We start from the raw sequence: 22,783 nt of genomic DNA on the forward strand, positions 1-22,783 counted from the left end.
CCCAGGTCTGTCCAGCCGCACAGGGAATAGAGTGACGCATCTTTTCAGGAACCGTCTGTCATACCGCCTCACCCGCAACACCGTGTTGCTCGCCATGGCCGTGGGGCTCGTTCTCAACCTGATCCAGGTCACGGTGGAATACCACAGTACCCGCACCTACATGGATCAGGATATCGAGGCGTTGATGGACATCAGTCACAGCCCGGCCTCCCAGATCGCCTACAATATCGACACCCGGCTGGCGGGTGAGCTGCTGGACGGCATGCTCCGCCACCCGGCGGTGATCGACGCCCGCATCCTCGACACCAAGAACCGCACCCTGTCCGCCGCCAGCCGCGGCAGTGGTGATGGCAGCTACCGCTGGATCAGTGACCTGCTGTTCGGGGAAACCCGCCGCTACTCCACGGAGCTGGAAGTACCGGACCTGCAACAGATCGAACTGGGTGAGCTCGTTATCACCATTTCCACCAACTACTACGGCAACCTGTTCCTGTCCCGGGCCGCCTTCATCCTGATCAGCGGCATCCTCAAGAGCCTGGTGCTGTCGGCCATGCTGCTGGTGGTGTTCTATTTCGTGCTGACGAAGCCCATGATGCGGGTTATCAGCAGCCTGCAGGACGTCCGCAACGCCCCGGAAAAGGCCCGGCTGCCGGTTCCGCCTTCCCATGAGCATGACGAAATCGGCAACATGGTGGCCATTATCAACCGCCACCTACAGACCGTGGACACCTCACTGAGTCAGTTGCGGGAAGTGGAAAGCCAGATGAAGGACTATTCCGGCAAACTGGAGCGGGAGGTTGAGGACCGGACCCGGGAGATCTCGGAAAAGAACGAAGCCCTGCAGCGGGGTAATCGGGCCCTGATCCGCGCCAAGGAGGACGCCGTGCGACGGGCCCAGACCCGCGCCCGCTTCCTGGCCAGCATGAGCCATGAAATCCGTACGCCCCTCAACGGCGTGCTGGGCATGCTGGAGCTGGCCCTGGAAGGCAGCCTGAAACCGGCCCAACGCCATCAGCTTGAAATCGCCCACCGGGCCGGCCAGAGCCTGCTGAGCCTGCTCAACGATATCCTGGACATCTCCAAGGTAGAGGCCGGCAAGCTGGACCTGGAGGTGATCTCCTTCGACCTGCGGCAACTGATCAACGAGTGCGCCACCATCCATGGCGAACAGGCCCGCCGCAAGGGCCTGAACTTCACCACCCACCTGGAAACCGCTCTCGCGAACCGGTACCTGGGCGACCCCACCCGTCTGAGGCAGGTCGCCAATAACCTGCTGTCCAATGCCATCAAGTTCACGGATGAAGGCACGGTCTCCATTCACCTGGAGCAGACGCCGGAAGGCATCCGGCTGGAAGTCCGGGACACCGGAATTGGCATGTCACGCCAGGAGCTGGACCGGATTTTCTCGCCATTCTCCCAGGCGGCGACCGACACCACCCGGCGCTACGGTGGCACGGGGCTCGGCCTGGCTCTGTGCCAGCAACTGGTGGAACGCATGCACGGCCAGATACGGGTGGATTCCAGGGAGGACGAGGGAACCTGGTTTACCGTCACCCTGCCGCTGCCGGTGGATGAAAGTGCCGACAGGGAAGGGACGGAGACGGCGGAAGTGGTGGAAACCGGGCCCTCCAGACGCCACTGCCGCATCCTTCTGGTGGAGGACAACCGGGTCAACCAGATCGTTGCCTCGGGCCTGCTGCACAAGCTGGGTCATGAGGTGGACCACGCCGAGAACGGGGAACGGGCTCTGGCGGCCCTGTCGCTGAAAGCTTACGACCTGGTGCTGATGGACTGCCAGATGCCGGTGATGGATGGTTACGAGGCCACGCGGCGGATTCGCCAGAATCCGGAGTGGAAAAAGCTACCGGTAATCGCGGTCACCGCCAATGTCATGTCCGGCGACCGGGAAGAATGCCTGGCGGCGGGGATGGACGACTACATCACCAAACCCTACAACCGGGACGTACTGGACCAGATGATCCAGCGTTGGTCCGCCTCGGAGGTCACTCGCGGTGATGTTCCGCCTGCTCAAGATGACTGAGCAGGTCCCGCAGCTCACCACGCAGACGCACGGCATCCTCCGGCCCCACGCCCAGCTCGCACAACAGCCGCACCGGTACGTCGGTGGCCCGCTCACGCATGGAGCGGCCCTCGTCCGTCAGGGCAACCGTCACCACCCGCTCATCCTCGCTTGACCGCTGGCGGGTGATCAGGCCTCGCTGTTCCAGGCGCCGCAACAGCGGCGTCAGGGTGCCTGAATCCAGGCGCAGGCGCTCACCGATGGAGGATACCCGTGGCCTCTCCCCCGCCTCGTCTGCTTCCCACATCACCAGCATCACCAGGTACTGCGGGTAGGTCAGATCCAGCTCCGCCAGCAGTGGCCGGTAGCGACTGGTAATCGCCCGGTTCACCGCGTACACGGCAAAACAGAGCTGGTTGTCCAGGGCCAGCAGCTCATCACTGTCCGCCTTGCTGGCCCGGGTAGCCGAATCACTCACTTACAGCAACTCCACAATATCATCGCGGATGGCTTCAGGTTTTGCGGTCGGCGGATAACGCCGGACCACCTGGCCCTCCCGGTTCACCAGGAACTTGGTAAAGTTCCACTTCACTTTCTTCGACCCCATCATACCCGGCGCTTCGTCTTTTAGCAGCCGGTACAGGGGATGGGTATCCGGTCCATTAACCTGGAGCTTGGCGAACATGGGAAAGCTGACGCCATAGTTCAGGGAACAGAATTCGCTGATCTCACTGTTTTCCCCCGGGTCCTGGTTCATGAACTGGTTGCAGGGGAAACCGAGCACTTCCAGCCCCCTGGGAGCCAGTTCATCATGAAGTGACTGCAGGCCTTCGAACTGGGGCGTAAAACCACATTTGGAAGCGGTATTCACGATCAGCATCACCTTGCCAGCATAGTCCGCCAGGGTGCGGGACTGGCCCTTGATATCCGTTACTTCGATGTCGTAGATGGGGGCGTTCGCCATTCCGGTCTCCTTATGGATTTTCAGCAACTATATTGTGCACAATTTTATTTCCGAAAGCCAGTTTGAGAAACCGGCTGCAAATCGCAGCCCTCCCTGCCATTTTTCATCACAATTGCGCCCTTTTCGGACTGTTTTTTTGAACCCCGGCTCCGCTAGAATGGTGAGCCTGTTCTGATCCTGCCGCCTGTTGCGGCATGCGTAACAACACCGGGAAGACGCCTTCTATGCAGAATTACAGAAAATCCGCGAAACTGGACAACGTATGCTATGAGATCCGTGGCCCGGTACTGCGTGAAGCGCGTCGCCTGGAAGAGGAAGGCCACCGGATTCTCAAGCTCAATATCGGCAACCCCGCCGCCTTCGAGCTGGATGTACCGGAAGAGATCCAGCAGGATGTGATCTACAACCTGCACCAGGCCCAGGGCTATGTGGAATCCAAGGGCCTGTTCTCCGCCCGCAAGGCAGTGATGCACTACTGCCAGCAAATTGGTATCGACAAGGTGGATATCGACGATATCTACCTGGGCAATGGCGTCAGCGAACTGATCGTCATGTCCATGCAGGCGTTGCTGAACACTGGTGACGAAGTGCTGGTACCCGCACCCGACTATCCGCTGTGGACCGCAGCCATCACCCTGTCCAGTGGCAAGGCCGTGCATTACCGCTGTGACGAACAGCAGGACTGGTTTCCGGACCTGGACGACATCCGCCGGAAGATCACCAATCGCACCAAGGCCATCGTGCTGATCAACCCCAACAACCCCACCGGGGCAGTCTACCCGAAGGAGTTGCTGGAGGACGTGATCGAACTGGCCCGGCAGCACAACCTGATCATTCTGTCCGACGAGATCTACGACAAGATCCTCTATGACGGGATCGAGCACGTGCCCACCGCCTCCCTGGCGGACGACGTACTGTTCTTCACCTTTAACGGGCTGTCCAAGAACTACCGGGCCGCCGGCTACCGCTCCGGTTGGCTGATCATCAGTGGCGCCAAGCACAAGGCCGTGGACCTGATCGAGGGCATCGACATGCTGGCGTCCATGCGGCTGTGCGCCAATGTGCCGGCCCAGCTTGCTATCCAGACCGCCCTGGGGGGCTACCAGTCCATCGAGGACCTGATTGCACCGGGCGGCCGACTCTACGAGCAGCGGGAAACCGCCTGGCGCCTGCTCAACGACATTCCGGGTATCAGTTGCGTGAAGCCCAAGGGGGCCCTGTACCTGTTCCCGAAGCTGGATCCGGCACTCTACCCCATTGAGAACGACGAGCAGTTCGTACTGGACCTGTTGCGGCAGGAACGCATCCTGCTGGTCCAGGGCTCCGGCTTCAACATTGACGACCGCCAGCACTTCCGGGTGGTGTTCCTGCCCCGGGTCGACGCGCTGGAGGATGCCATCGGTCGCCTGGAACGGTTCCTGTCCACCTGGCGGGCGTAATTCAAGGGACGCAGTAAGGGAAACCCCATGGCCGATATCCACATCGAGGAGTTCTACCGGGATTCCGCCATCGCCCTGGTCCAGCTCTACAGCGTGTTCCCACGGCGTATCAACCTGTTCGTGGAGGATATCGCCGGACCGGATGAACCCGACGAGTTCGGCCTCCACAGCCCCCGGCACATGGCCTGCTTCGGCGCACTGCTGTGGCTGGAGGAAGAGGGCCTGCTGCGGTATGTGGATACCATCCGTCAGGAGGCCCTGGACCAGGCCGTACTCACCCGTCAGGCCTTTATCCGCCTGAGCACCCCGGCACCCGCCGACCTGGCAGCGGCCCTGGATCTGCCGGAACCCGGCGTGCCCGCCCCGGATGACGACTCCCTGCCCGCGTCGGTCCGCCAGGACCGCTCTACCTGGGTGCATGTGCTGCGCCAGTCCATCAGGGGTGGTCACTCCCCCACCCTAAACCGGGCCATGCAGGCAGCTTTCTTCGCACCCACCGGGAACTGATCCCGCCTCTGCCGGTCTTTCTCACCGCATCGGGAACCACTCAGGTCATTGAAATGACGCAGAGTGGCCCGATATTGGGCATTAGCGTCCCTGTTGAGAGAGACTGATCCATGAGAATACTGCTTTTCCTTGCCACCAACCTGGCCGTCGTCCTGGTGGCCAGCGTTACCCTGAGCTTGCTGGGGGTGGACAGTTACCTGGCCCAGAACGGCATCAACTACAGCTCGCTGCTGATTTTCGCGGCGGTTTTCGGTTTTGCCGGCTCATTCATTTCCCTGCTGATGTCGAAGTTCATGGCCAAGCGGGCCACCGGCGCGCGGGTCATCGACTCCCCACGCACTCCGGCAGAGCGGTGGCTGGTGGATACCGTGGCGGAACTGGCGAAGAATGCCGGCATCGGCATGCCTGAAGTGGCCGTCTTCCCGGCCAGCCAGTCCAATGCCTTTGCCACCGGCTGGAATAAGAATGACGCCCTGGTGGCGGTGAGCGAAGGATTGTTACAGCGCTTCAGCAAGGAGGAGATCCGGGCCGTCCTGGGCCACGAGATCGGGCATGTGGCCAATGGGGACATGGTTACCCTTGCCCTGATCCAGGGTGTGGTGAATACCTTTGTGATCTTTGCCGCCCGTGTAATTGGTTCGGTGGTGGATCGTGTGGTCTTCAGGAACGAAGGGGGCCACGGCATCGGCTTTTTCGTGGTGAGTATTGTCGCCGAAATCGTGCTCGGCATCCTGGCCAGCACCATTGTGTTCTGGTTTTCCCGGCGACGGGAATACCGGGCGGATATCGCGGGGGCACAGCTGGCTGGTCGCGGCTCCATGATCAGCGCCCTGGCCCGCCTCAAGCAGGAAAGCGAGATGCCCGACCAGATGCCGGACAGCCTGCAGGCGTTTGGCATCAACCGGGGTGCCCGCCAGGGCCTGGCCGCCCTGTTCATGACCCACCCGCCGCTTGAGGACCGGATTGCCGCCCTCAAGCAGGCCAACCTGGCATAAGTTGGTCCCGCCGGGGCTTCAGGGTCCCGGGGTTTCAATAACCTGGAAGCCGGCCGCCGACAGCAGGGCACCCTGCCGGCTGGCTGTCGGCACCACAACCTTCAGGCTGGCAGGCTCCCGCCGCACCGGATAATGCTTGCGCAGGCCATCAAAGGCTGGCCCCACCGTGGAACCAGGCCCAGCCATATCGGCATACACCGCCCGTAGCCGGGTGTCGTCATCCCGAGGGTCGTAACAGGCCATCAGGGCCCGGTGCAGGGCTTCCATCGGGGTTGCCCGGGCCGTGAATCGCAACTCCGACAGGGGGGGCACCGGCAGCACCGCCGCCAGATCCGTCTCCATGGGTGCCCCTGCCCATTGGTGCAGGGCCCTGGCCACCATTTCCGTGCCCCGGCTCTTGCCCTCCAGGCTGTAACCGGCAATGTGGGGTGTCGCCAGCCAGCAACGGTCCACCAGCGCCGGCGGGGGCTCGGGCTCGTTTTCCCAGACATCCAGTACCACGGTGGGTGCGTCCGGTTCATCAAGACGCCTCAGCAGTGCCTGGTTGTCGATGACCGGCCCTCGCCCGCTGTTGATCAGCAGCTGGTTGCCGTGCAAGCGCGACAAGCGGTCTTCATCCAGCAAATGGGCGGTGGCATGGGGGCCGCCCCGGGTCAGGGGCGTGTGGAGGGAGATCACATCGCACTGGAGCACCTCGTCCAGCGAGGCAAATGGCAGCTCGCCCCCCTGCGCCTGCAGGGGAGGATCACTGACCCGAACCGTCACGCCCAGGGCCTGGAGGCATCGGACCAATGCGCCGCCGACATTGCCCGCGCCCACCACGCCCACGGTGAGACCGTCAAACGACGGTTGCTGGCGATGAAGCAGGAACAGCGAGAGTACCGACAACACATACTGCACCACACTGGTGGCATTGCAGCCCGGCGCCGGGGTAAAGGCAATGCCCTGCTCCGCCAGCCAGTCGGTATCCACATGGTCGGTGCCAATGGTGGCCGTGCCGACAAACCGTACGGACGTGCCAGCCAGCAGGCTTGCGTCCACCCGTGTCACCGAACGCACCAGCAGGACGTCGGCCTCCATTAACTGGTCCCGGCCAAGGGTGCGGCCATTGACCCGGGTCAGACTACCCAGCCTGCCACAGAACGGCTCCAGCAGCGGAATGTTCTCGTCGGCAACGATACGCAGCATGGCCGCCCGCCGGAAACCGGGACTAGCGGGAACCGGACGACCGGGGGCGACCGCCCTGGCGTCCCCGGTTGCCACCGCGGGGACCACCGCCGCCACTTGGCCGGCGACGGCCACGACGACGCTGGATCGGCGGTTTCTCCAGCGGTTGCAGCAGATCTTCCTCCGGCACCGTGGTGGTCAGCTTCTGGCTGATGTAGGTCTCGATGGACGGCAGCGCGAAGGCATCGTCCTCGCTGGCGAAGCTGATGGAGATGCCATACTCCCCCGCCCGACCGGTACGACCGATGCGGTGCACGTAATCCTCGGCGTTGTCCGGCAGGTTGTAGTTGAACACGTGGGTCACGCCCTCGACGTGGATACCACGGCCCGCCACATCCGTGGCCACCAATACCTGGATATCGCCATTCTTGAACTGGTCGAGGGTCTTCAGACGCTTGTTCTGGGGGATCTCGCCGGACATCAGGGCCGCCTTGACGTCCTGGTTCTTCAGGTCTTCCTCCAGGTCACGACACTGGTCGCGGCGGTTGGCGAAGACAATGGCCTTGTCCACACCCGGCTGCTTCAGGGCATTCACCAGCACCGGCAGCTTCTGGTCCTCGGACACCAGGTAGACCGTCTGCTTCACCCGCTCGGCGGTCTTCTGCTGGGGCTCGATCTCGATAAATTCGGCACCGTGGGTCCACATGGACGCCAGGTTCAGCACGTCCTGGTTGAAGGTGGCGCTGAACAGGAGGGTCTGGCGATCGTCCTTGGGCGGGCACTGGCGGATAATCCGCTTGACGTCCGGGATGAAGCCCATGTCGAGCATCCGGTCCGCCTCGTCCAGGATCAGCAGATCCACCTGGTCCAGGTACACATCCTGGGTGCCCATGAAATCGATCAGGCGCCCCGGTGTGGCCACCAGGATGTCCACGATCTCTTCCCTCAGCACTTCCCGCTGCTTGTCGTAGTTCATGCCGCCCACCACGGACACCACCCGATGGCCTGTTCGCTCGCAGAGCTGCTCCGCGTCCTTGGCAATCTGCATGGCCAGTTCCCGGGTCGGCGCCAGGGCCAGGACGCGGGGCTCGGAGGCAAACCGGTCCTTGTCCGGGATCGGCGTCTCCAGCAGCGTCTGGATGGCGGTAATCAGGAAGGCCGCGGTCTTGCCGGTACCGGTCTGGGCCTGTCCGATCAGGTCATGGCAGGCCAGGGTGTAGGGCAACGTCTCCGCCTGGATCGGGGTACAGTATTCAAACCCGATACCGCTGATGGCATCCTGCAATTGCTGGTGGAGGCCCAGCTCGGAGAAGCGGGTTCCACTCTGCGTCAGTTCGGTATCATCGTTTGCACTGGCCACGTTGTCCGTGGTGTTACCAGATTCAGGAGCTTGCGTCATAGGCTTCGCTTTCTGTTGTGAAATGGTGTGGCTGCCGGTGTGACTCATCGGCCAGCCAGGCATGGCGTTCTCGCCACTGGCAGAACTCGTCCGCCCCTGTGCCGTAGAAATCCATCAGGGATTCCAGGAAATGCTCCGCCCTGACCGGAAGACCCTGGTCAAGGTACCGGCATGCCTGACGGTATACATTGCGACGGAATCCGTCCTCATCAATGGCACCGCCGCCATCCAGGTTGTCCACACTGATATGGAAGCGGCTGCCACAGGCCGTGGCGAACAGCCACTCAATCGCCTGGGGCTTCACCTCAACCTGTTCAAAAGACCGTTGCTGCTCACGGGTACGGCCATCGGGGCAATACCAGTAACCATAGTCCGGCAACTGTCGCCGACGCTCGCCGGCGATACACCAGTGACTGATTTCATGGAGAGCGCTGGCGAAATAGCCGTGGGCGAAGATGACCTGGGCGTAGCGACCGGCTACGCCAGCAGGCAGGTATTCAGGCTCATCGCCACCGCGAACCAGTTCCGTTCCCGTGCTTTCCAGGAACAGTCTGTTGAACAGTGTGACAAGGTCTTCTGGACGGTGATTCATGGGTCCGTTATTGTGCGTCTTTAACGAAAGGAATGCCAGCGGGATATTAAGGGATCTTTGAATAAATCCCGGAGATATTCCTGCAAAAGCCGGGAACTTTCCGGATCGAAGCCAGTCTTCCCTTTCACTCAGGACTCGCTCGCTTGCTAACCGACAGACTTTGACACCCATGCCACTGACATCCCGTTTTCCCGCTGCCGTCCTGCGGCTGTTCCTGCTGACACTGGCCACGCTCCTGTCCGCGAGTGCGGGCTGGGCCTCCTTCAACAGCAACAGCCTGGGCGGCCAGGACTTCCTGCCGGTGGACGAGGCGCTACCCTTCAGCTTCACCAATACCGAGTCCGGCGTGCTGTTGCGCTGGGACACCGCTCCAGACCATTACCTGTACCGCGGGCGCATTGCCGTCTCCCCGGTGACCGAGGGAGTCGACGTATCGGAACCGGCGTTCTCCCTGGCGGGCGAGGAGACGGAGGACCCCTATTTCGGCACCGTCACCGTATTCTACGAGCCGGTGGAAGCCCGGGTCGACCTGGACCTGCCGGAAGGCGTCCGGGAGGCGACCCTGGAGGTAACCTACCAGGGCTGCGCCAAGGCCGGCCTGTGCTATCCCCCCCAGACCCGGGAAGTGCTGTTTTACGCCAGCCAGGATCAGTCACAGGGCCCGGCGGCAACCGGTGACAGCCCCACCGGTAGCGGCGCGACCTCCGCCCCGGATAGCAACCTGGACAGCGCCACCGGTCTGGCCGGTTTCCTGTCCGAGCAGTCCCTGGCCGTCATCGCCCTGGTGTTCCTGGCGCTGGGCCTGGGGCTGACGTTTACCCCCTGCGTACTGCCCATGGTGCCCATCATCTCCACGCTGGTGTCCAGCCAGAACACCCGCAGCACGGCGCAGGCCCTTGCCCTGGCCCTGAGCTATGTGCTTGGCATGGCCCTCACCTATGCCGCCGCCGGGGTGATTACCGGACTGCTGGGGGCCAGCTTCAACCTGCAGGCGCATCTGCAGTCACCCTGGGTACTGGGCAGTTTCGCCGCCCTGTTCGTGCTCTTTGCACTGGCCATGTTCAACATCTTTGACCTGCAACTGCCCCAGGGCATCCAGAACCGGCTGAACCAGGCCAGCCAGAACCTCAGCGGCGGTCGTGTCGCCAGTGTCTTCGGTATTGGCGCACTGTCTGCCCTGGTGGTGTCCCCCTGTGTCTCCGCCCCCCTGGCGGGCAGCCTGCTGTACATCAGCACCACCCAGGATGCGGTGGTGGGCGGGGTCGCATTGCTGTCCCTGGGACTGGGCATGGGCATTCCCCTGATTCTGGTGGCCGTGGGCGGTCGGCACCTGCTGCCGAAGACCGGTTCGTGGATGAATGTGGTCAAGGCCTTCTACGGCGTGATGCTGCTGGCCGTGGCCATCTGGCTGCTGGAGCGGCTGGTGCCGGCCTGGCTGGCGTTGACCCTCTGGGGCATCCTGGCCGCCATCACCGGCGTGCAACTGGGGGCCTTTGACCAGGCCCGGGCGGGATGGCAGCGTACCTGGAAAGGTGCCGGCCTGGTTCTCTTCGCCTGGGGTCTTGCGCTGCTTGCCGGTGCCCTCTCGGGCGCCTCGGACCCCATGAGGCCACTGGCGCCCTTTATGGCGTCGTCGGCAGGCAACGGCGGCGTTACCGCGACCGAGCACGCCCCGTTCGAGCGCCTGGAAGACCCGGACGCCATCCGGACCAGACTGGGGCAGGCCAGCGCCCAGGGACAGCCGGTAATCCTGGACTTCTATGCGGACTGGTGCATCTCCTGCAAGATCATGGAGCGGGAGGTATTCAGCAAGCCGGACGTCATTACTGCCATGGCACCCTACACCCTGTTGCAGATCGACATGACCGACAATACCCCATCACAACAGGCCCTTCTCGATGAGCTGGGCCTGTTCGGGCCACCAGCCATCCTGTTCTACGATGGCAATGGACGGGAGCAGGCGGATCTCCGGGTGCTGGGGGAGATGGACCAGCCCCAGTTCCAGGAACACCTGGAGCGGGCCAGTTCCATGCTCCAGAATGTCTCCGGCTCCCAGCAGGTTGCGGCAGACTAGTGTGGCACACTAGGCTCCCCGCCGGATCCAGAACAGATACTCGCCGTCCGCCTCCTCCTGCTGCACCAGCTCATGGCTGAGGAACTGGCAGAAGCGGGGGATATCCCGGGTCGTGGATGGATCCGTCGCCAGTACCCGCAGGACCCCACCCACCGGCACGTCGGCAATCCGGTTGTGCAGCATCATGACCGGCTCCGGACACATCAGTCCACGGGCATCCAGTTCGGCATCCTGATTTGGTGTGTCGGCCATGCTTACCTCCCGGGCTTTACGCCCCGGCCCAGGCCGGCTGTTTCCGGGAGCGTTTGCCACGGCCCCCAACAACCTGATATGGAATTCCCCGGTCCAGGTGCTAAATTACTGTTTAGATGGTCCATTTTAGACCACATCGCCCGTTGAACGGTATAGCATCGAGGTGTCTATGATTCGTGTCATCATTGAACGTCATATCGCCGAATCCCTGGAATCCGCCTACGAGGACCGCTCGAGGTTCATACTGCAGAGTGCGGTCGCCGCCCCGGGGTTCGTGTCGGGCGAGACCCTGGTGGACGCCAGGGACCGCAACCACCGGATTACCCTGGCCAACTGGCGCTCCGAGGCGGACTGGGACCGCTGGTACCATTCCGAGGAGCGCGAGCGGCTACTGAGCGAGGTCAAACCCATGATGGACCAGGACGAGAAGATCACTATCCTGGAACAGTGCTGACCCGATGCGCCGGGTCAGTCCGTCCGCTCCAGGAAACAGGTGATTTCTTCCCGGTCGTGGTAAAGCTGACGCGCCCGCAACCGGACGGCGAAGGGGGCTTCCGCCAGGCGTTCCCCGATCAGATCACGGCACACCAGCCATTCCTCATAGCGGCGTTTCATGGGCAGCTTGAGGTTGAAGACGCTGTATCGGCAGAGCTGGTCCGCAAACCAGTCACTGACCATGGTGGCGGTTCGCCGTGGCTTGTCCACGATATCGCAGACCATCCAGTCAACCGCACGTTTCGGGCGCCACAGGTAACCGTCTGACTGGACATGGGTCACCATGCCGGTCGCCATGAGAGCATCATCCATGGGGCCATTGTCCACCGCAGTCACGGTCATGCCCTGCTGCACCAGCTGCCAGGTCCAGCCCCCCGGCGCGGCCCCCAGGTCAACCCCGGTCTTGCCGCCGCCCAGGTAGTCCAGCGCCCTGCCCTCCGGCAGCAGTACCTTCCAGGCTTCCTCGAGTTTCAGTGCTGACCGGCTGGGCGCGGCCTCGGACAGCTTCAGTCGCGGGATGCCCATGGGCCAGCGTGCCCGGTTGTTCACCGGACTGATACCGATGACCACCCGGGAAAAGTCCACCAGCAACAGCTCGAGCCGGTCGCCGTTGCCGCCGCCATCGCCAAGCAGGCCGGCACCCCGGAGGGCACGGGACAGGGGCGCAACCCACTTGCGGGCAAAGCGGCTCAGGTCCGCATCGCTGTTGTTTTCCGGTACCCGCACCTCAATCCGGTCACAACCCGGGACAGCGTCGACCCCGGCGTCCCGCACCGCGTCAAGCACCGCACCTACCCGGTCCGTTGCCGGCAGCTCGACCTCCGCCACCACCACCATCCAGTCTCGCACAAAGACCAATGTGCTCAAGGGCAGGCCTGACAGCAACGCCGGTGCATCCATGCCCCCAGCCAGTGTGAACTGCAGCCACCCCATGCCGTCGGCGGGCTGGAAGTAGCCCCAGGCTCCCAGGGCGGCTGCCGCATCGGTCAGCTCACGCCCGGCTTCCGCCTCGAAGCCCGGGCGGCAGTACAGCAGCAGTTGGTTCAGGGGAGAATCCATCGTGCACCTATCTCAGCAACAGCCATAAAAGGGCAACAGCCTACCCGAGGGAGTGGACAAAAGCAGCCGCCTGTCGGGCCGACTCGTCAACAAGGGCATCCGCATCCAGGCCCTGCTTCTTCAGGGGCCGCAGATCATGGTTGCCTCCATCAAGCCATTGCAACCGGACATGCTCCGGCAACGGGCCATGGTCCGCAAGCTCATCCGGCTTCCCGAACGGATCCCGTGTGCCCTGGAATATCGCCATGGGTACGGCCACATCCGGGAAGTGTCCGGTGCGCCACCGATCCAGCTTGCCCGGGGGATGGAACGGATAGCCGAAACAGGCCACGCCCTGAATCTGTTCCGCCATTCCGGGGGTCACTGCCAACAGGGAAGCCATGCGACCTCCCATGGATTTTCCCGCCACCACCAGCGTCCGCTGTTCGCCAATGTCCCTGCGACACTGACAAACCATCGATTCGAAATGCGCCAACAGCACCGGCTGGCGATCCGGCGGCCGTTTGCGGCCATCCTCCCGGCGTTTCTGCATGTAGGGAAACTCGAAGCGCACCACGCTGACACCGTTGGCACTCAGTGCCCCCGCCAGCCGCTCCATGAAAGGACTGTTGTACCCCACCCCGGCGCCATGGGCCAGAAGCATTACCGGAGCGCTGTCCGGTGCGTCGGTGGCATTGTCCGGAATCCAGTGTGTCATCTTGCAAGCTCCATCTGAGGAACTACCCTCCTCTTTATGGGTCTACCGGCAGGCGTAACCAGACCGGTCCCTGTTGCTGCCCCGGTTACGTCGCGGGAACCATTGATGAATATCGAAAAATCCCGCGAATTGTACATCACTCCGACATTGAACAGATTCGCCATCACACTGATTTAAGCGGCATTACCGTGGCCAGTGGAGTTGATCTGAGTCATTGCAAACGGGTTAGCGTTTCTCCATACTTGCGCCGATTTCTTTCCCACCCCTGAATCCATTGGTAAGGCTATGAGCACAGTGAATGCAGACCTGACATACAACTACAAGGTGGTGAGACAGTTCGCCATCATGACGGTGGTATGGGGTATTGTGGGCATGTCGCTGGGTGTGATCATTGCATCGCAACTGGTGTGGCCACAATTAAACCTCGACCTACCCTGGACCCACTTCGGCCGGCTGCGGCCACTGCACACCAATGCCGTGATCTTCGGTTTCGGCGGTAGTGCCCTGTTTGCGACGTCCTATTACGTTGTCCAGCGTACCTGTCAGGCACGCCTCTTCTCTGACGGTCTTGCGGCCTTCACCTTCTGGGGCTGGCAGGCCGTTCTGATCGCAGCGGTTATCACCTTGCCCCTCGGCCTTACCTCCACCAAGGAATACGCGGAACTGGAATGGCCCATCGACCTGCTGATCCTGGTCACCTGGGTGTCCTACGCCATTGTGTTCTTTGGCACCATCATGAAACGTAGCGCCCCCCACATCTATGTGGCCAACTGGTTCTACGGTGCCTTCATTATTACTGTTGCGGTCCTGCATATTGGTAACAACCTGGCGCTGCCCGCCTCCCTGTTCAAGTCCTACTCCGCCTATGCGGGTGTCACCGATGCCATGATGCAGTGGTGGTGGGGCCACAATGCCGTGGGCTTCTTCCTGACCGCCGGCTTCCTGGGCATGATGTACTACTTCGTCCCCAAACAGGCCAACCGCCCGGTCTATTCCTACCGCCTGTCCATCGTGCATTTCTGGGCGCTGATTGCCACCTATGTCTGGGCCGGCGGCCACCACCTGCACTATTCCGCGCTGCCAGACTGGGCGCAGACTGCGGGCATGATCATGTCACTGATCCTGCTGGCGCCCTCCTGGGGCGGCATGATCAACGGCATGATGACCCTGTCCGGCGCCTGGCACAAGCTGCGCACCGATCCGATCCTGCGCTTCCTGGTGGTGTCCCTGTCCTTCTACGGCATGTCCACCTTTGAAGGCCCGATGATGGCCATCAAGACCGTCAACGCCCTGTCCCACAACACCGACTGGACCATCGGCCACGTTCATTCCGGCGCCCTGGGCTGGGTCGCCATGATCAGTATCGGCGCGATCTATCACCTGATCCCGAAACTGTGGGGCATCAAGGAGATGTACAGCACTGGCCTGATCAACGTGCACTTCTGGCTGGCCACCGTCGGCACCGTGCTGTACATCGTCGCCATGTGGGTCAACGGCATCATGCAGGGCCTGATGTGGCGTGCGGTGAACGAAGACGGCACCCTGACGTACAGCTTCGTACAGGCCCTTGAGGCTTCCTGGCCCGGTTATCTGGTGCGCTTTATCGGGGGCGTCATCTTCCTGAGCGGCATGCTGGTCATGGCCTGGAACGTTTGGATGACCATCCGCCAGAAAGACGCGGTTGCGGCCGACAACGTCGCGGCCCAGCCGGCCTGATCAGGAGCGATACGCAAGATGAAACACGAGATTGTCGAAAAGAACATTGGCCTGATGTCGGTGCTGATCCTGCTGGTGATCAGCGGCGGCTTCCTGGTTGAGATCGTTCCCCTGTTCTTCCTGAAGGAAACCAACGAGCCGGTGGCCGGCCTTGAGCCGCTGGATGCGCTGGAACTGGAAGGCCGGGATATCTATATCCGGGAAGGCTGCCATGTGTGCCATACCCAGATGATCCGCCCCTTCCGGGCGGAAACCGAGCGCTACGGCCACTACTCCGTGGCGGGTGAGTTCGTCTATGACCGCCCGTTCCTGTGGGGCTCAAAGCGCACCGGTCCTGACCTGGCCCGTGTCGGTGGCCGTTATTCCGACGCCTGGCAGCGGATGCACCTGTACGACCCCCGCAGTGTCGTACCGGAGTCCAACATGCCGGCGTTCCCCTGGCTGTTCGAGAACCGGGTGGATCACACCCAGACGGCGCAGAAAATGAGAACCCTGCAGACACTCGGCGTGCCCTATACCGATGAACAGATCACCGGAGCCGCCGAGAAGGTCCAGGGGCAGTTTGAAATTGATGCGCTGGTCGCCTACCTGCAGCAACTGGGTACCGTAATTTCAGACAAGCGGTGATGTCGATGGATATTAATGATTTGAGAGGCATCCAGACCCTTCTGGTCATGCTCGCCTTCTTTGGCATTGTCTGGTGGGCCTACAGCGCCCACCGCAAGAAGCCTAACGACGAGGCAGCACACCTGCCCTTCGACGATGACGACATCGCCGACCGCACTTTGAAACAGGACAAGACGGAGAAGAAACAATGAGTACCTTTTGGAGCATCTGGATCAGTGTGATCGTGCTCGGTACCATTTTCGGCTGCTGGTGGCTGCTTTGGGCAACCCGCAAGAGTCAGACGACCGATACCGAAACTGAAAAAACCACTGGCCACTCCTTCGATGGCATCGAGGAGTATGACAACCCCCTGCCCAAATGGTGGTTTTACCTGTTTATCGCTACCTGCGTCTTTTCACTGGGCTACCTGGCCCTGTACCCGGGTCTCGGTAACTGGCAGGGACTGCTCGGCTGGAGCCAGGAAAAGCAGTGGGAAGAGGAAATGCAGCAGGCGGAAGCCCGCTACAATGAAATCTATGCCCAGTTTGGCGACGTCCCGATTCCAGAGTTGGCACAGAACGAGGAAGCCAACGAAATGGGTCAGCGCCTGTTCGCCAACAACTGTGCTGTCTGCCATGGCTCCGCGGCCCGGGGATCCATCGGCTTCCCCAACCTGACAGACGATGCCTGGCTCCATGGCGGAGACCCGGAAACCATTGTGCAGACCATCCAGGGTGGCCGTCAGGGCAATATGCCGGCGAAAGGGATGATGCCGAATATGACCTCCGAGCAGGTGGACCAGGTGGTAAACTACGTGCTGAGCTTCAGTGGCCGTGAACAGGATGCGGCGGCGGCGGAAGCGGGAGAGGAAGTCTTCTCCCAGGCCTGCGCGTCGTGCCATGGTGCCGACGGCAAGGGCAATTACGCCTTTGGTGCCCCCAACCTGACCGACGATACCTGGCTTTATGGCAGCACCTACGACTGGATCGAGGAAACCGTACTCTACGGTCGCCAGAACGAGATGCCCGCCCAGGGCGGACGCCTGAGCGAGGATAAGATCCATATCCTGGCCGCCTACGTGTACAGCCTGTCCAACGACTGAAGTTCCCGGCGTCGCCCTGCGGCGCCCGGTGTCTTTTCAACCCTGGGCCTGCCAGCGCGGGCCCAGGCTTGAAAAGATCCCCAAGGACCGCACCGCCTACGGGCCGGGCGCCTTGTTTCATCGGGAGGTAACTGATGAGCAGTCAGATTCCGGTCAAAGAAATAGACCCGAACACTGACGGCCCCTCCGACAACAACAAAAAGAAGCCGGAAACCGTCGAGCTATACGCCAGCCGCAAGAAGATCTACGTGCGGGCAGTAACAGGCCTGTTCCAGCGTATCCGCTTCTTCAGTCTGATGGCCCTGATGGGCATGTACTTCCTGTTCGTATGGGTTACGTTTGACGGTCAGCCGCTGATCCATTTCGACCTGCCGGCCCGGGAGTTCCATCTCTTCGGCGGCACCTTCTACCCTCAGGATTTCTTCCTGCTGGCGGCCATGCTGATCATCTGTGCTTTCGGGCTGTTTTTCATCACCACCCTGTTTGGTCGGGTCTGGTGTGGCTACACCTGCCCGCAAACCGTGTGGACCTTTATTTTCATGTGGGTCGAGGAGCGTATCGAGGGCAGCCGTAACAAGCGGATAAAACTCGACAAGGCACCCAACTCACCGGACAAGGTCATACGCAAGTCAGCGAAACACATCGCCTGGTTACTGATCGCCCTGGCCACCGGACTGACCTTCGTGGGGTATTTCTACCCCATCCGCGATCTGCTGGCGGACCTGGCGACACTGGATGCCAATGGCTGGGCGTATTTCTGGGTCGGCTTCTTCACCCTCGCCACTTACATGAACGCCGGCTGGATGCGCGAACAGGTGTGCCTGTATATGTGCCCCTATGCCCGCTTCCAGTCCGTGATGTTCGACCGCAATACCCGGGTGGTGTCCTACGATCCCAACCGGGGCGAACCCCGTGGCAGCCGCAAGAAATCCGCCGACCGGGAAGAACTCGGACTGGGCGACTGTATCGATTGCGGTCTCTGTGTGCAGGTTTGCCCCACCGGCATCGATATACGGGACGGCCTGCAGTATGAATGCATCGGCTGCGCCCTGTGCATTGACGCCTGCGACAGCGTGATGGACAAGATGGAATATCCCCGGGGCCTGATCCGTTACACCACTGAGAACGAGCTGGAAGGCAGGACCTCGAAACTGCTGCGCCCCCGCACATTCGGGTACGGGGCATTGCTGATGCTCATGATTGGGGCGGTTGTGGTTACCATTGTCACCCGGGTACCGGTGGATCTGGATGTGATCCGCGACCGGGGTAGCATGTTCAATTACAATGGCCGTGGCTGGGTGGAGAACACCTACACCTTGAAGATCAATAATCTGTCGGAAGTTTCCCGGGAATACCGCATTGAGGTCGACGGCATCGAGTCGGCCAGGCTGCTCCGCGGGAACGACCCGATCAGCGTCGATGCCAGCGGTCACCGATCGGTGCCGGTGGTGGTTGAGGTGGACCCGGAGGATCTGGAAGACATCAATACCGGGATCACCTTCCGCATAGAAGCCCTTGATACCATCGACGTATCCGATGAAACCGACAGCCAGTTCATCGGTCCAAGACCCCGCTGACAACCAGCCTGGCCCCTGGCGGGCCGGGCGACCTGTTCCCTGAAACGAGACCATCATGTCTGATACCGCGAATACCCACAGCGACGAAGCCAACCGCCCCTGGTACCGGCAACCCTGGTTCTGGTTCCTGGTGCTGTTTCCGGCAATGTCCATTACCTATTGCATTATCGCCATTACCGTAGCGCTGAACACACAGAGTTCCATGGTGGTGGACGACTATTCCAAGGAAGGGCTTGGCATCAATCAGTCCATGGCCCGGGACGTAATGGCGGCAGACCTGGGACTGGAAGCTCGTATCCGCCAGTCACAGCGTCAGTTGGAGATCACCCTGGAGAGTAACGGGACCAAGACGATAGCGCCGGAGCACCTGGTCCTGCAACTGTTCCACCCGACCCTGGGTGAAGAGGACCGGGTCATCCAGCTCCGGTCTGTCAGCCCCGGCCTCTACCGGGGCCAGGTTGCCGGCGATATTGATGGTCGCTGGTACCTTGACCTGAGTGCCCCATCCGCTGACTGGCGTATCAAGGGTGAAGGGCGTTTTCCTGTTGAGTCCGGGATAACGTTGCGCCCCGATGTGTCGGACCGTGGCTGATACGCTTTCCTGCTTCCACTGCAGTGAGCCCGTCCGGTCCGCCGGGGCCATCCTCCCCGACCCGGCATATCCCGAACGGGTATTTTGCTGTCACGGCTGTCGGTCGGTATTCGAGACCATCCACCAGGAAGGGCTGGATGGTTTCTACGACTTCCGCTCGGCCCCGGCGGCAACCCCGCGCTCGCTCTCCGAATCGGACCTGGGACGTCTGCGGGAGCTGGACCATCCGGCTGCCCAGGAATCGTTTGTCGCCCCAGTCAGGGGCGCCATGGAGGCACAACTGCTGATCGGCGGCATTACCTGCGCCGCCTGTATCTGGCTGCTGGAAAACCACCTGGCCCGCCACCCCGGCGTGGAATCCTTTTCCATCAATCACACCACCCAGCGGGCACGGCTCGTCTGGTCACCGGAAAGCGCCCGTCTCAGCGACCTGTTGATCGCCATCCATGAACTGGGCTACACCGCTTCCCCCTACCACGCTGATGAAGCCGAGCAGGCCCTCAAGGTCGAAAACCGTTCCGCCATCATCCGCCTGTTGGTGGCTGGTATCGGCACCATGCAGAGCATGATGCTCGCGGTCCCCCTGTATTTCGACATGATCAGCGACGTGACGCCGGAGTTTATCCAGCTCTTCCGCTGGTTCAGCCTGCTGGTGGCCACCCCGGTGGTGGCCTACAGCGCCCGCCCGTTCTTCACCAACGCCATCCGCGACCTGAAGGCTCGGCACTTCACCATGGATGTGCCCGTGGCCACCGCCATTGGTCTGGCCTACATCGCCAGCGCCTGGGTAACTGTCTCTGGCGGCGGCGAGGTGTATTTCGAGTCGGTCTGCATGTTCACCTTCTTCCTGGCTCTGGGCCGATACATCGAGACCCGGGCCCGATATCGAGCGGGGCTCACCGGCAAGGCCCTGGGCAACTACCAGCCCCGGATAGCCACACTTATCCGTGACGGGGAATCGGACGTGGTGCCCGCCCACCAGCTCCAGACGGGGGACCGTATCCGGGTGAAACCCGGGGAGACCCTGGCGGTGGATGGTGTCATCGTCCACGGGCATTCCACACTCAATCAGGCGGCCCTGACCGGGGAATACCTGCCCGAGTCCCACCAACCGGGTGACGAGGTATTCGCCGGCAGCATCAACGGCGAGAACCCGCTGGAAATCGAGGTTTCACGGACCGGCAGCCAAACCCGCCTGTCGGGCATTCTGAGGATCCTCGACCGGGTCCAGTCCGACAAGCCCCGGGTCGCCAGGATGGCGGACCGGATCGCCGCTGTCTTTGTCAGTCGTGTACTGGTGATCGCCCCCCTGGTCTGGCTGGGCTGGTGGCTGGCCGGCTCCGACCACGCCTTCGATATCACCCTGTCGGTGCTGGTGGTGACCTGCCCCTGCGCCCTGTCACTGGCCACCCCCACGGCCCTGACCAGCGCCACCCTGACACTGCGGAAGCTGGGCTTCCTGCCCACCAGGGGCCACACCCTGGAATCCCTGGGGGAGATCGACACCATTGTCTTCGACAAAACCGGCACCCTGACCGAAGGCAGGCTGCACCTGCTGGATACAAAGCCACTGGGGGGACTGTCGTCCGGACAGGCCCTGGCGGTAGCCGCCGGGCTGGAGCGGCATTCGGAACATCCGATCAGCCGGGTATTCGCCGGAATGGCCGCCGAGGCGGTGTCCGACGTCCACAACCATCTCGGGGAAGGCCTGACTGGCCAGTGGCAGGGTCGCCCCGTGGCCATCGGTCATCGGGCGTTTATTGCCGCCCATACCAAGGCTACCCCGCCCCCGGTGCCGGAGGATGGCGCCGGCATCGACTTGTGGCTGTCGGTGGACGGTCAGGTGGAGGCCTGTTTCCTGATTGATGACAGAATCCGGGACGACGCCCGGGAGGCCATTCAAACATTACAGTCACGGGGTATCGCGACCATCATGCTCAGTGGTGACCGATCCGGCCACGTGGATCGGGTGGCCCGGGAACTGGGCATCGACCGGGCGATTGGCGGCGCCTCCCCGGAAACCAAGTTATCGTACCTGCAGGGGTTGGCGGATGAGAACAGGAAGATCATGATGGTGGGAGATGGCCTGAATGACCTGCCTTCCATGGCGGGCGCCACGGTATCCGTGGCCATGGGCTCCGCCACCGACCTGACCCAGTACCGGGCGGATGCCATCCTGCTCAGTGGCAGGCTGTCGCTCCTGACCAGGGCCATTGACGCCAGCCGGGCCACACGGCGTATCATCCGGCAGAACATGCTATGGGCACTGGGTTACAACCTGCTGGCCCTGCCACTAGCGGCCGCCGGTCTTGTACCACCCTGGCTGGCAGCCATCGGCATGTCGCTGAGTTCGCTGGTGGTGGTACTCAATGCACTCAGGCTCAGCCGGGATGCCGGGGAAAAGGACGCCACCTCTTTCCCCGAACCTGGCGAACGGGGCCAACACAAGATGTCCGTCACGGGCGGATGAGGTAATTAGCTGGTGAATATCGTCCTTATACTCATTCCCATCACATTGTTGCTGGTGACCGCCGGCATCCTGCTGTTCAACTGGGCGGTAAAAAATGGCCAGTATGACGACCTGGAAGGGCCGGCCCACCGCATCCTCTATGACGATGATCGGGACATGATCCCCGACGACGCCAAGCAGCCCCGGGACGTCGCCCGAACCGGTACCGGCCAGGCAGTCGATCAGGACGAACGGAACGAGCCGAAGGCCTGATCTTGAACGACCTGGCACTGAGTTACCCCGCCGCCTTTGTCATTGGCCTCCTGGGCAGTACCCACTGCCTGGGCATGTGCGGTGGCATCAGTGCGTCACTGTCCATGAGCCTGCCGGTCGGTCGCGGTTTTCGGCTGCGCCAGCTCTCCATGCTGCTCGCCTTCAACGGCGGGCGCATCACCTCCTATGTCGTTATCGCCACCCTCATCGCCTGGCTCAGCGTCAGTGCCACCGGCACCTGGAGCAGCCTGGGGCCGCCCCTGAGGACCCTGGCGGGCCTTCTCCTTGTCCTGATGGGGCTTTCCATGGGCCAGTGGTGGAACGGCATACGCCACATTGAACGCGTCGGGGGGCCTGTCTGGCGACGCCTGCAGCCCATCACCGGCAAGCTGCTACCGGTCCGGACCCCATTCCAGGCGCTCCTGCTTGGCACAGTCTGGGGCTGGTTACCCTGTGGGCTGGTCTACAGCACCCTGGGCTGGGCTGCCCTGCAACCCACCGTTCCTGCGGCGGCTCTCACCATGCTGTTCTTCGGCCTGGGGACACTACCCTCCATGCTGGGCACCGGTCTCGCAGCGACCTGGATACAGGCGCTTCGTACCAACCGGTGGTTCCGGCAGATTGCCGGCGGCGCGATGGTGGTGTTTGGGTTGTGGACGGTGCCCTGGATGGCGTTTGTTTGAGGGAGTGGTGCTTGGTTAAGTAGGTGCTTGGGGAGTGCGAGACTGAGAGAGTGCTTTTAACGGAATGCAAAGCCCTGATGCTGGTTGGTGTCGGGGCTTTTTAGTTTCTGAGTGTTGCGTTATCT

General features: G+C 62.1%; 23 protein-coding genes. 15 read left to right on the forward strand and 8 right to left on the reverse strand.

Annotated elements, in window-relative coordinates; all coding sequences use genetic code 11:
• Positions 1 to 31: 31 nt before the first annotated feature.
• Positions 32 to 2,041: an ATP-binding protein gene (locus tag RO069_RS17580; protein ID WP_328189367.1), complete on the forward strand. Its 2,010-nt coding sequence runs from the start codon at positions 32 to 34 to the stop codon at positions 2,039 to 2,041.
• Here RO069_RS17580 and RO069_RS17585 read toward each other — a convergent pair.
• Together RO069_RS17585 and RO069_RS17590 are read right to left on the reverse strand one after the other, a co-directional pair.
• Positions 2,004 to 2,498: a MarR family winged helix-turn-helix transcriptional regulator gene (locus RO069_RS17585; RefSeq protein WP_328189368.1), complete on the reverse strand. Its 495-nt coding sequence runs from the start codon at positions 2,496 to 2,498 to the stop codon at positions 2,004 to 2,006. The two genes, RO069_RS17580 and RO069_RS17585, sit on opposite strands and share 38 nt — an antisense overlap.
• A complete protein-coding gene (locus RO069_RS17590; protein WP_328189369.1) occupies positions 2,499 to 2,984 on the reverse strand; it encodes a glutathione peroxidase in 486 nt (161 codons plus the stop codon).
• Positions 2,985 to 3,208: 224 nt separating this feature from the next.
• Between RO069_RS17590 and RO069_RS17595 the strand changes: the two genes are divergently transcribed.
• From RO069_RS17595 to htpX, 3 genes are all read left to right on the forward strand, one after another.
• On the forward strand, positions 3,209 to 4,423 hold the full coding sequence (locus RO069_RS17595; protein WP_328189370.1) for a pyridoxal phosphate-dependent aminotransferase: 1,215 nt from the start codon (positions 3,209 to 3,211) through the stop codon (positions 4,421 to 4,423).
• Positions 4,424 to 4,450: 27 nt separating this feature from the next.
• Positions 4,451 to 4,930, forward strand: coding sequence for a hypothetical protein (locus RO069_RS17600; RefSeq protein ID WP_328189371.1), 480 nt, complete (start codon positions 4,451 to 4,453; stop codon positions 4,928 to 4,930).
• Between the two features lie 110 nt (positions 4,931 to 5,040).
• Positions 5,041 to 5,925 carry a protease HtpX gene (htpX, locus tag RO069_RS17605; RefSeq protein WP_328189372.1) on the forward strand — a complete coding sequence of 295 codons (885 nt, stop codon included), beginning with the start codon at positions 5,041 to 5,043 and terminating at the stop codon, positions 5,923 to 5,925.
• An 18-nt stretch (positions 5,926 to 5,943) separates the two neighbouring features.
• On the opposite strand, the gene RO069_RS17610 is transcribed toward htpX, so the two are convergent.
• The 3 genes from RO069_RS17610 to RO069_RS17620 are packed head-to-tail and all read right to left on the reverse strand — an operon-like array spanning position 5,944 to position 9,083.
• Complete coding sequence (locus RO069_RS17610; RefSeq protein ID WP_442915390.1) at positions 5,944 to 7,110, reverse strand: 4-phosphoerythronate dehydrogenase; 1,167 nt, start codon at positions 7,108 to 7,110, stop codon at positions 5,944 to 5,946.
• 25 nt (positions 7,111 to 7,135) lie between these two features.
• Positions 7,136 to 8,491: a DEAD/DEAH box helicase gene (locus RO069_RS17615; protein ID WP_328189374.1), complete on the reverse strand. Its 1,356-nt coding sequence runs from the start codon at positions 8,489 to 8,491 to the stop codon at positions 7,136 to 7,138.
• A complete protein-coding gene (locus tag RO069_RS17620) occupies positions 8,475 to 9,083 on the reverse strand; it encodes an elongation factor P hydroxylase (RefSeq protein WP_328189375.1) in 609 nt (202 codons plus the stop codon). The genes RO069_RS17615 and RO069_RS17620 overlap by 17 nt, the downstream gene beginning before the upstream one ends.
• Positions 9,084 to 9,252: 169 nt before the next feature.
• On the opposite strand from RO069_RS17620, the gene dsbD reads away from it, so the two are divergent.
• Complete coding sequence (gene dsbD / locus RO069_RS17625; RefSeq protein WP_328189376.1) at positions 9,253 to 11,157, forward strand: protein-disulfide reductase DsbD; 1,905 nt, start codon at positions 9,253 to 9,255, stop codon at positions 11,155 to 11,157.
• 9 nt (positions 11,158 to 11,166) lie between these two features.
• Here the strand turns inward: dsbD and tusA are convergent, their stop codons facing one another.
• Positions 11,167 to 11,409: a sulfurtransferase TusA gene (tusA, locus tag RO069_RS17630; protein ID WP_328189377.1), complete on the reverse strand. Its 243-nt coding sequence runs from the start codon at positions 11,407 to 11,409 to the stop codon at positions 11,167 to 11,169.
• Positions 11,410 to 11,578: 169 nt separating this feature from the next.
• Here tusA and RO069_RS17635 point away from each other — a divergent pair, with 169 nt between their 5' ends.
• Positions 11,579 to 11,863: an antibiotic biosynthesis monooxygenase family protein gene (locus RO069_RS17635; protein ID WP_328189378.1), complete on the forward strand. Its 285-nt coding sequence runs from the start codon at positions 11,579 to 11,581 to the stop codon at positions 11,861 to 11,863.
• A 14-nt stretch (positions 11,864 to 11,877) separates the two neighbouring features.
• Here the strand turns inward: RO069_RS17635 and rlmM are convergent, their stop codons facing one another.
• Both rlmM and RO069_RS17645 read right to left on the reverse strand, forming a co-directional pair.
• A complete protein-coding gene (gene rlmM, locus RO069_RS17640; RefSeq protein WP_328189396.1) occupies positions 11,878 to 12,951 on the reverse strand; it encodes a 23S rRNA (cytidine(2498)-2'-O)-methyltransferase RlmM in 1,074 nt (357 codons plus the stop codon).
• 52 nt (positions 12,952 to 13,003) lie between these two features.
• Positions 13,004 to 13,660, reverse strand: a complete 657-nt coding sequence (locus RO069_RS17645; RefSeq protein WP_328189379.1) for an alpha/beta family hydrolase — start codon at positions 13,658 to 13,660, stop codon at positions 13,004 to 13,006.
• A gap of 285 nt (positions 13,661 to 13,945) precedes the next feature.
• On the opposite strand from RO069_RS17645, the gene ccoN reads away from it, so the two are divergent.
• The 9 genes from ccoN to RO069_RS17690 all read left to right on the forward strand — a co-directional run bounded on the left by ccoN (position 13,946) and on the right by RO069_RS17690 (position 22,658).
• Positions 13,946 to 15,376: a cytochrome-c oxidase, cbb3-type subunit I gene (ccoN, locus tag RO069_RS17650; RefSeq protein ID WP_328189380.1), complete on the forward strand. Its 1,431-nt coding sequence runs from the start codon at positions 13,946 to 13,948 to the stop codon at positions 15,374 to 15,376.
• Positions 15,377 to 15,394: 18 nt separating this feature from the next.
• Entirely contained in the window at positions 15,395 to 16,003 is a 609-nt protein-coding gene (ccoO, locus tag RO069_RS17655; RefSeq protein ID WP_328189381.1) for a cytochrome-c oxidase, cbb3-type subunit II, read from the forward strand.
• A 5-nt stretch (positions 16,004 to 16,008) separates the two neighbouring features.
• Complete coding sequence (locus tag RO069_RS17660; protein WP_328189382.1) at positions 16,009 to 16,194, forward strand: cbb3-type cytochrome oxidase subunit 3; 186 nt, start codon at positions 16,009 to 16,011, stop codon at positions 16,192 to 16,194.
• Positions 16,191 to 17,084 (forward strand): cytochrome-c oxidase, cbb3-type subunit III, encoded by an 894-nt coding sequence (gene ccoP / locus RO069_RS17665; RefSeq protein WP_328189383.1) that lies wholly within the window; start codon positions 16,191 to 16,193, stop codon positions 17,082 to 17,084. The genes RO069_RS17660 and ccoP overlap by 4 nt, the downstream gene beginning before the upstream one ends.
• Positions 17,085 to 17,218: 134 nt before the next feature.
• Positions 17,219 to 18,661, forward strand: a complete 1,443-nt coding sequence (ccoG, locus tag RO069_RS17670; protein ID WP_328189384.1) for a cytochrome c oxidase accessory protein CcoG — start codon at positions 17,219 to 17,221, stop codon at positions 18,659 to 18,661.
• 55 nt (positions 18,662 to 18,716) lie between these two features.
• Positions 18,717 to 19,253, forward strand: a complete 537-nt coding sequence (locus RO069_RS17675; RefSeq protein ID WP_328189385.1) for a FixH family protein — start codon at positions 18,717 to 18,719, stop codon at positions 19,251 to 19,253.
• Positions 19,246 to 21,723 (forward strand): heavy metal translocating P-type ATPase, encoded by a 2,478-nt coding sequence (locus tag RO069_RS17680; protein ID WP_328189386.1) that lies wholly within the window; start codon positions 19,246 to 19,248, stop codon positions 21,721 to 21,723. Before RO069_RS17675 ends, RO069_RS17680 begins: the two co-directional genes overlap by 8 nt.
• Positions 21,724 to 21,735: 12 nt before the next feature.
• Positions 21,736 to 21,975, forward strand: a complete 240-nt coding sequence (ccoS, locus tag RO069_RS17685) for a cbb3-type cytochrome oxidase assembly protein CcoS (protein ID WP_328189387.1) — start codon at positions 21,736 to 21,738, stop codon at positions 21,973 to 21,975.
• On the forward strand, positions 21,975 to 22,658 hold the full coding sequence (locus tag RO069_RS17690) for a sulfite exporter TauE/SafE family protein (RefSeq protein WP_328189397.1): 684 nt from the start codon (positions 21,975 to 21,977) through the stop codon (positions 22,656 to 22,658). The genes ccoS and RO069_RS17690 overlap by 1 nt, the downstream gene beginning before the upstream one ends.
• Positions 22,659 to 22,783: the final 125 nt, after the last annotated feature.

This window comes from Marinobacter sp. OP 3.4 (assembly GCF_036224885.1).
In the GTDB taxonomy this organism is placed as follows: Bacteria; Pseudomonadota; Gammaproteobacteria; order Pseudomonadales; family Oleiphilaceae; genus Marinobacter.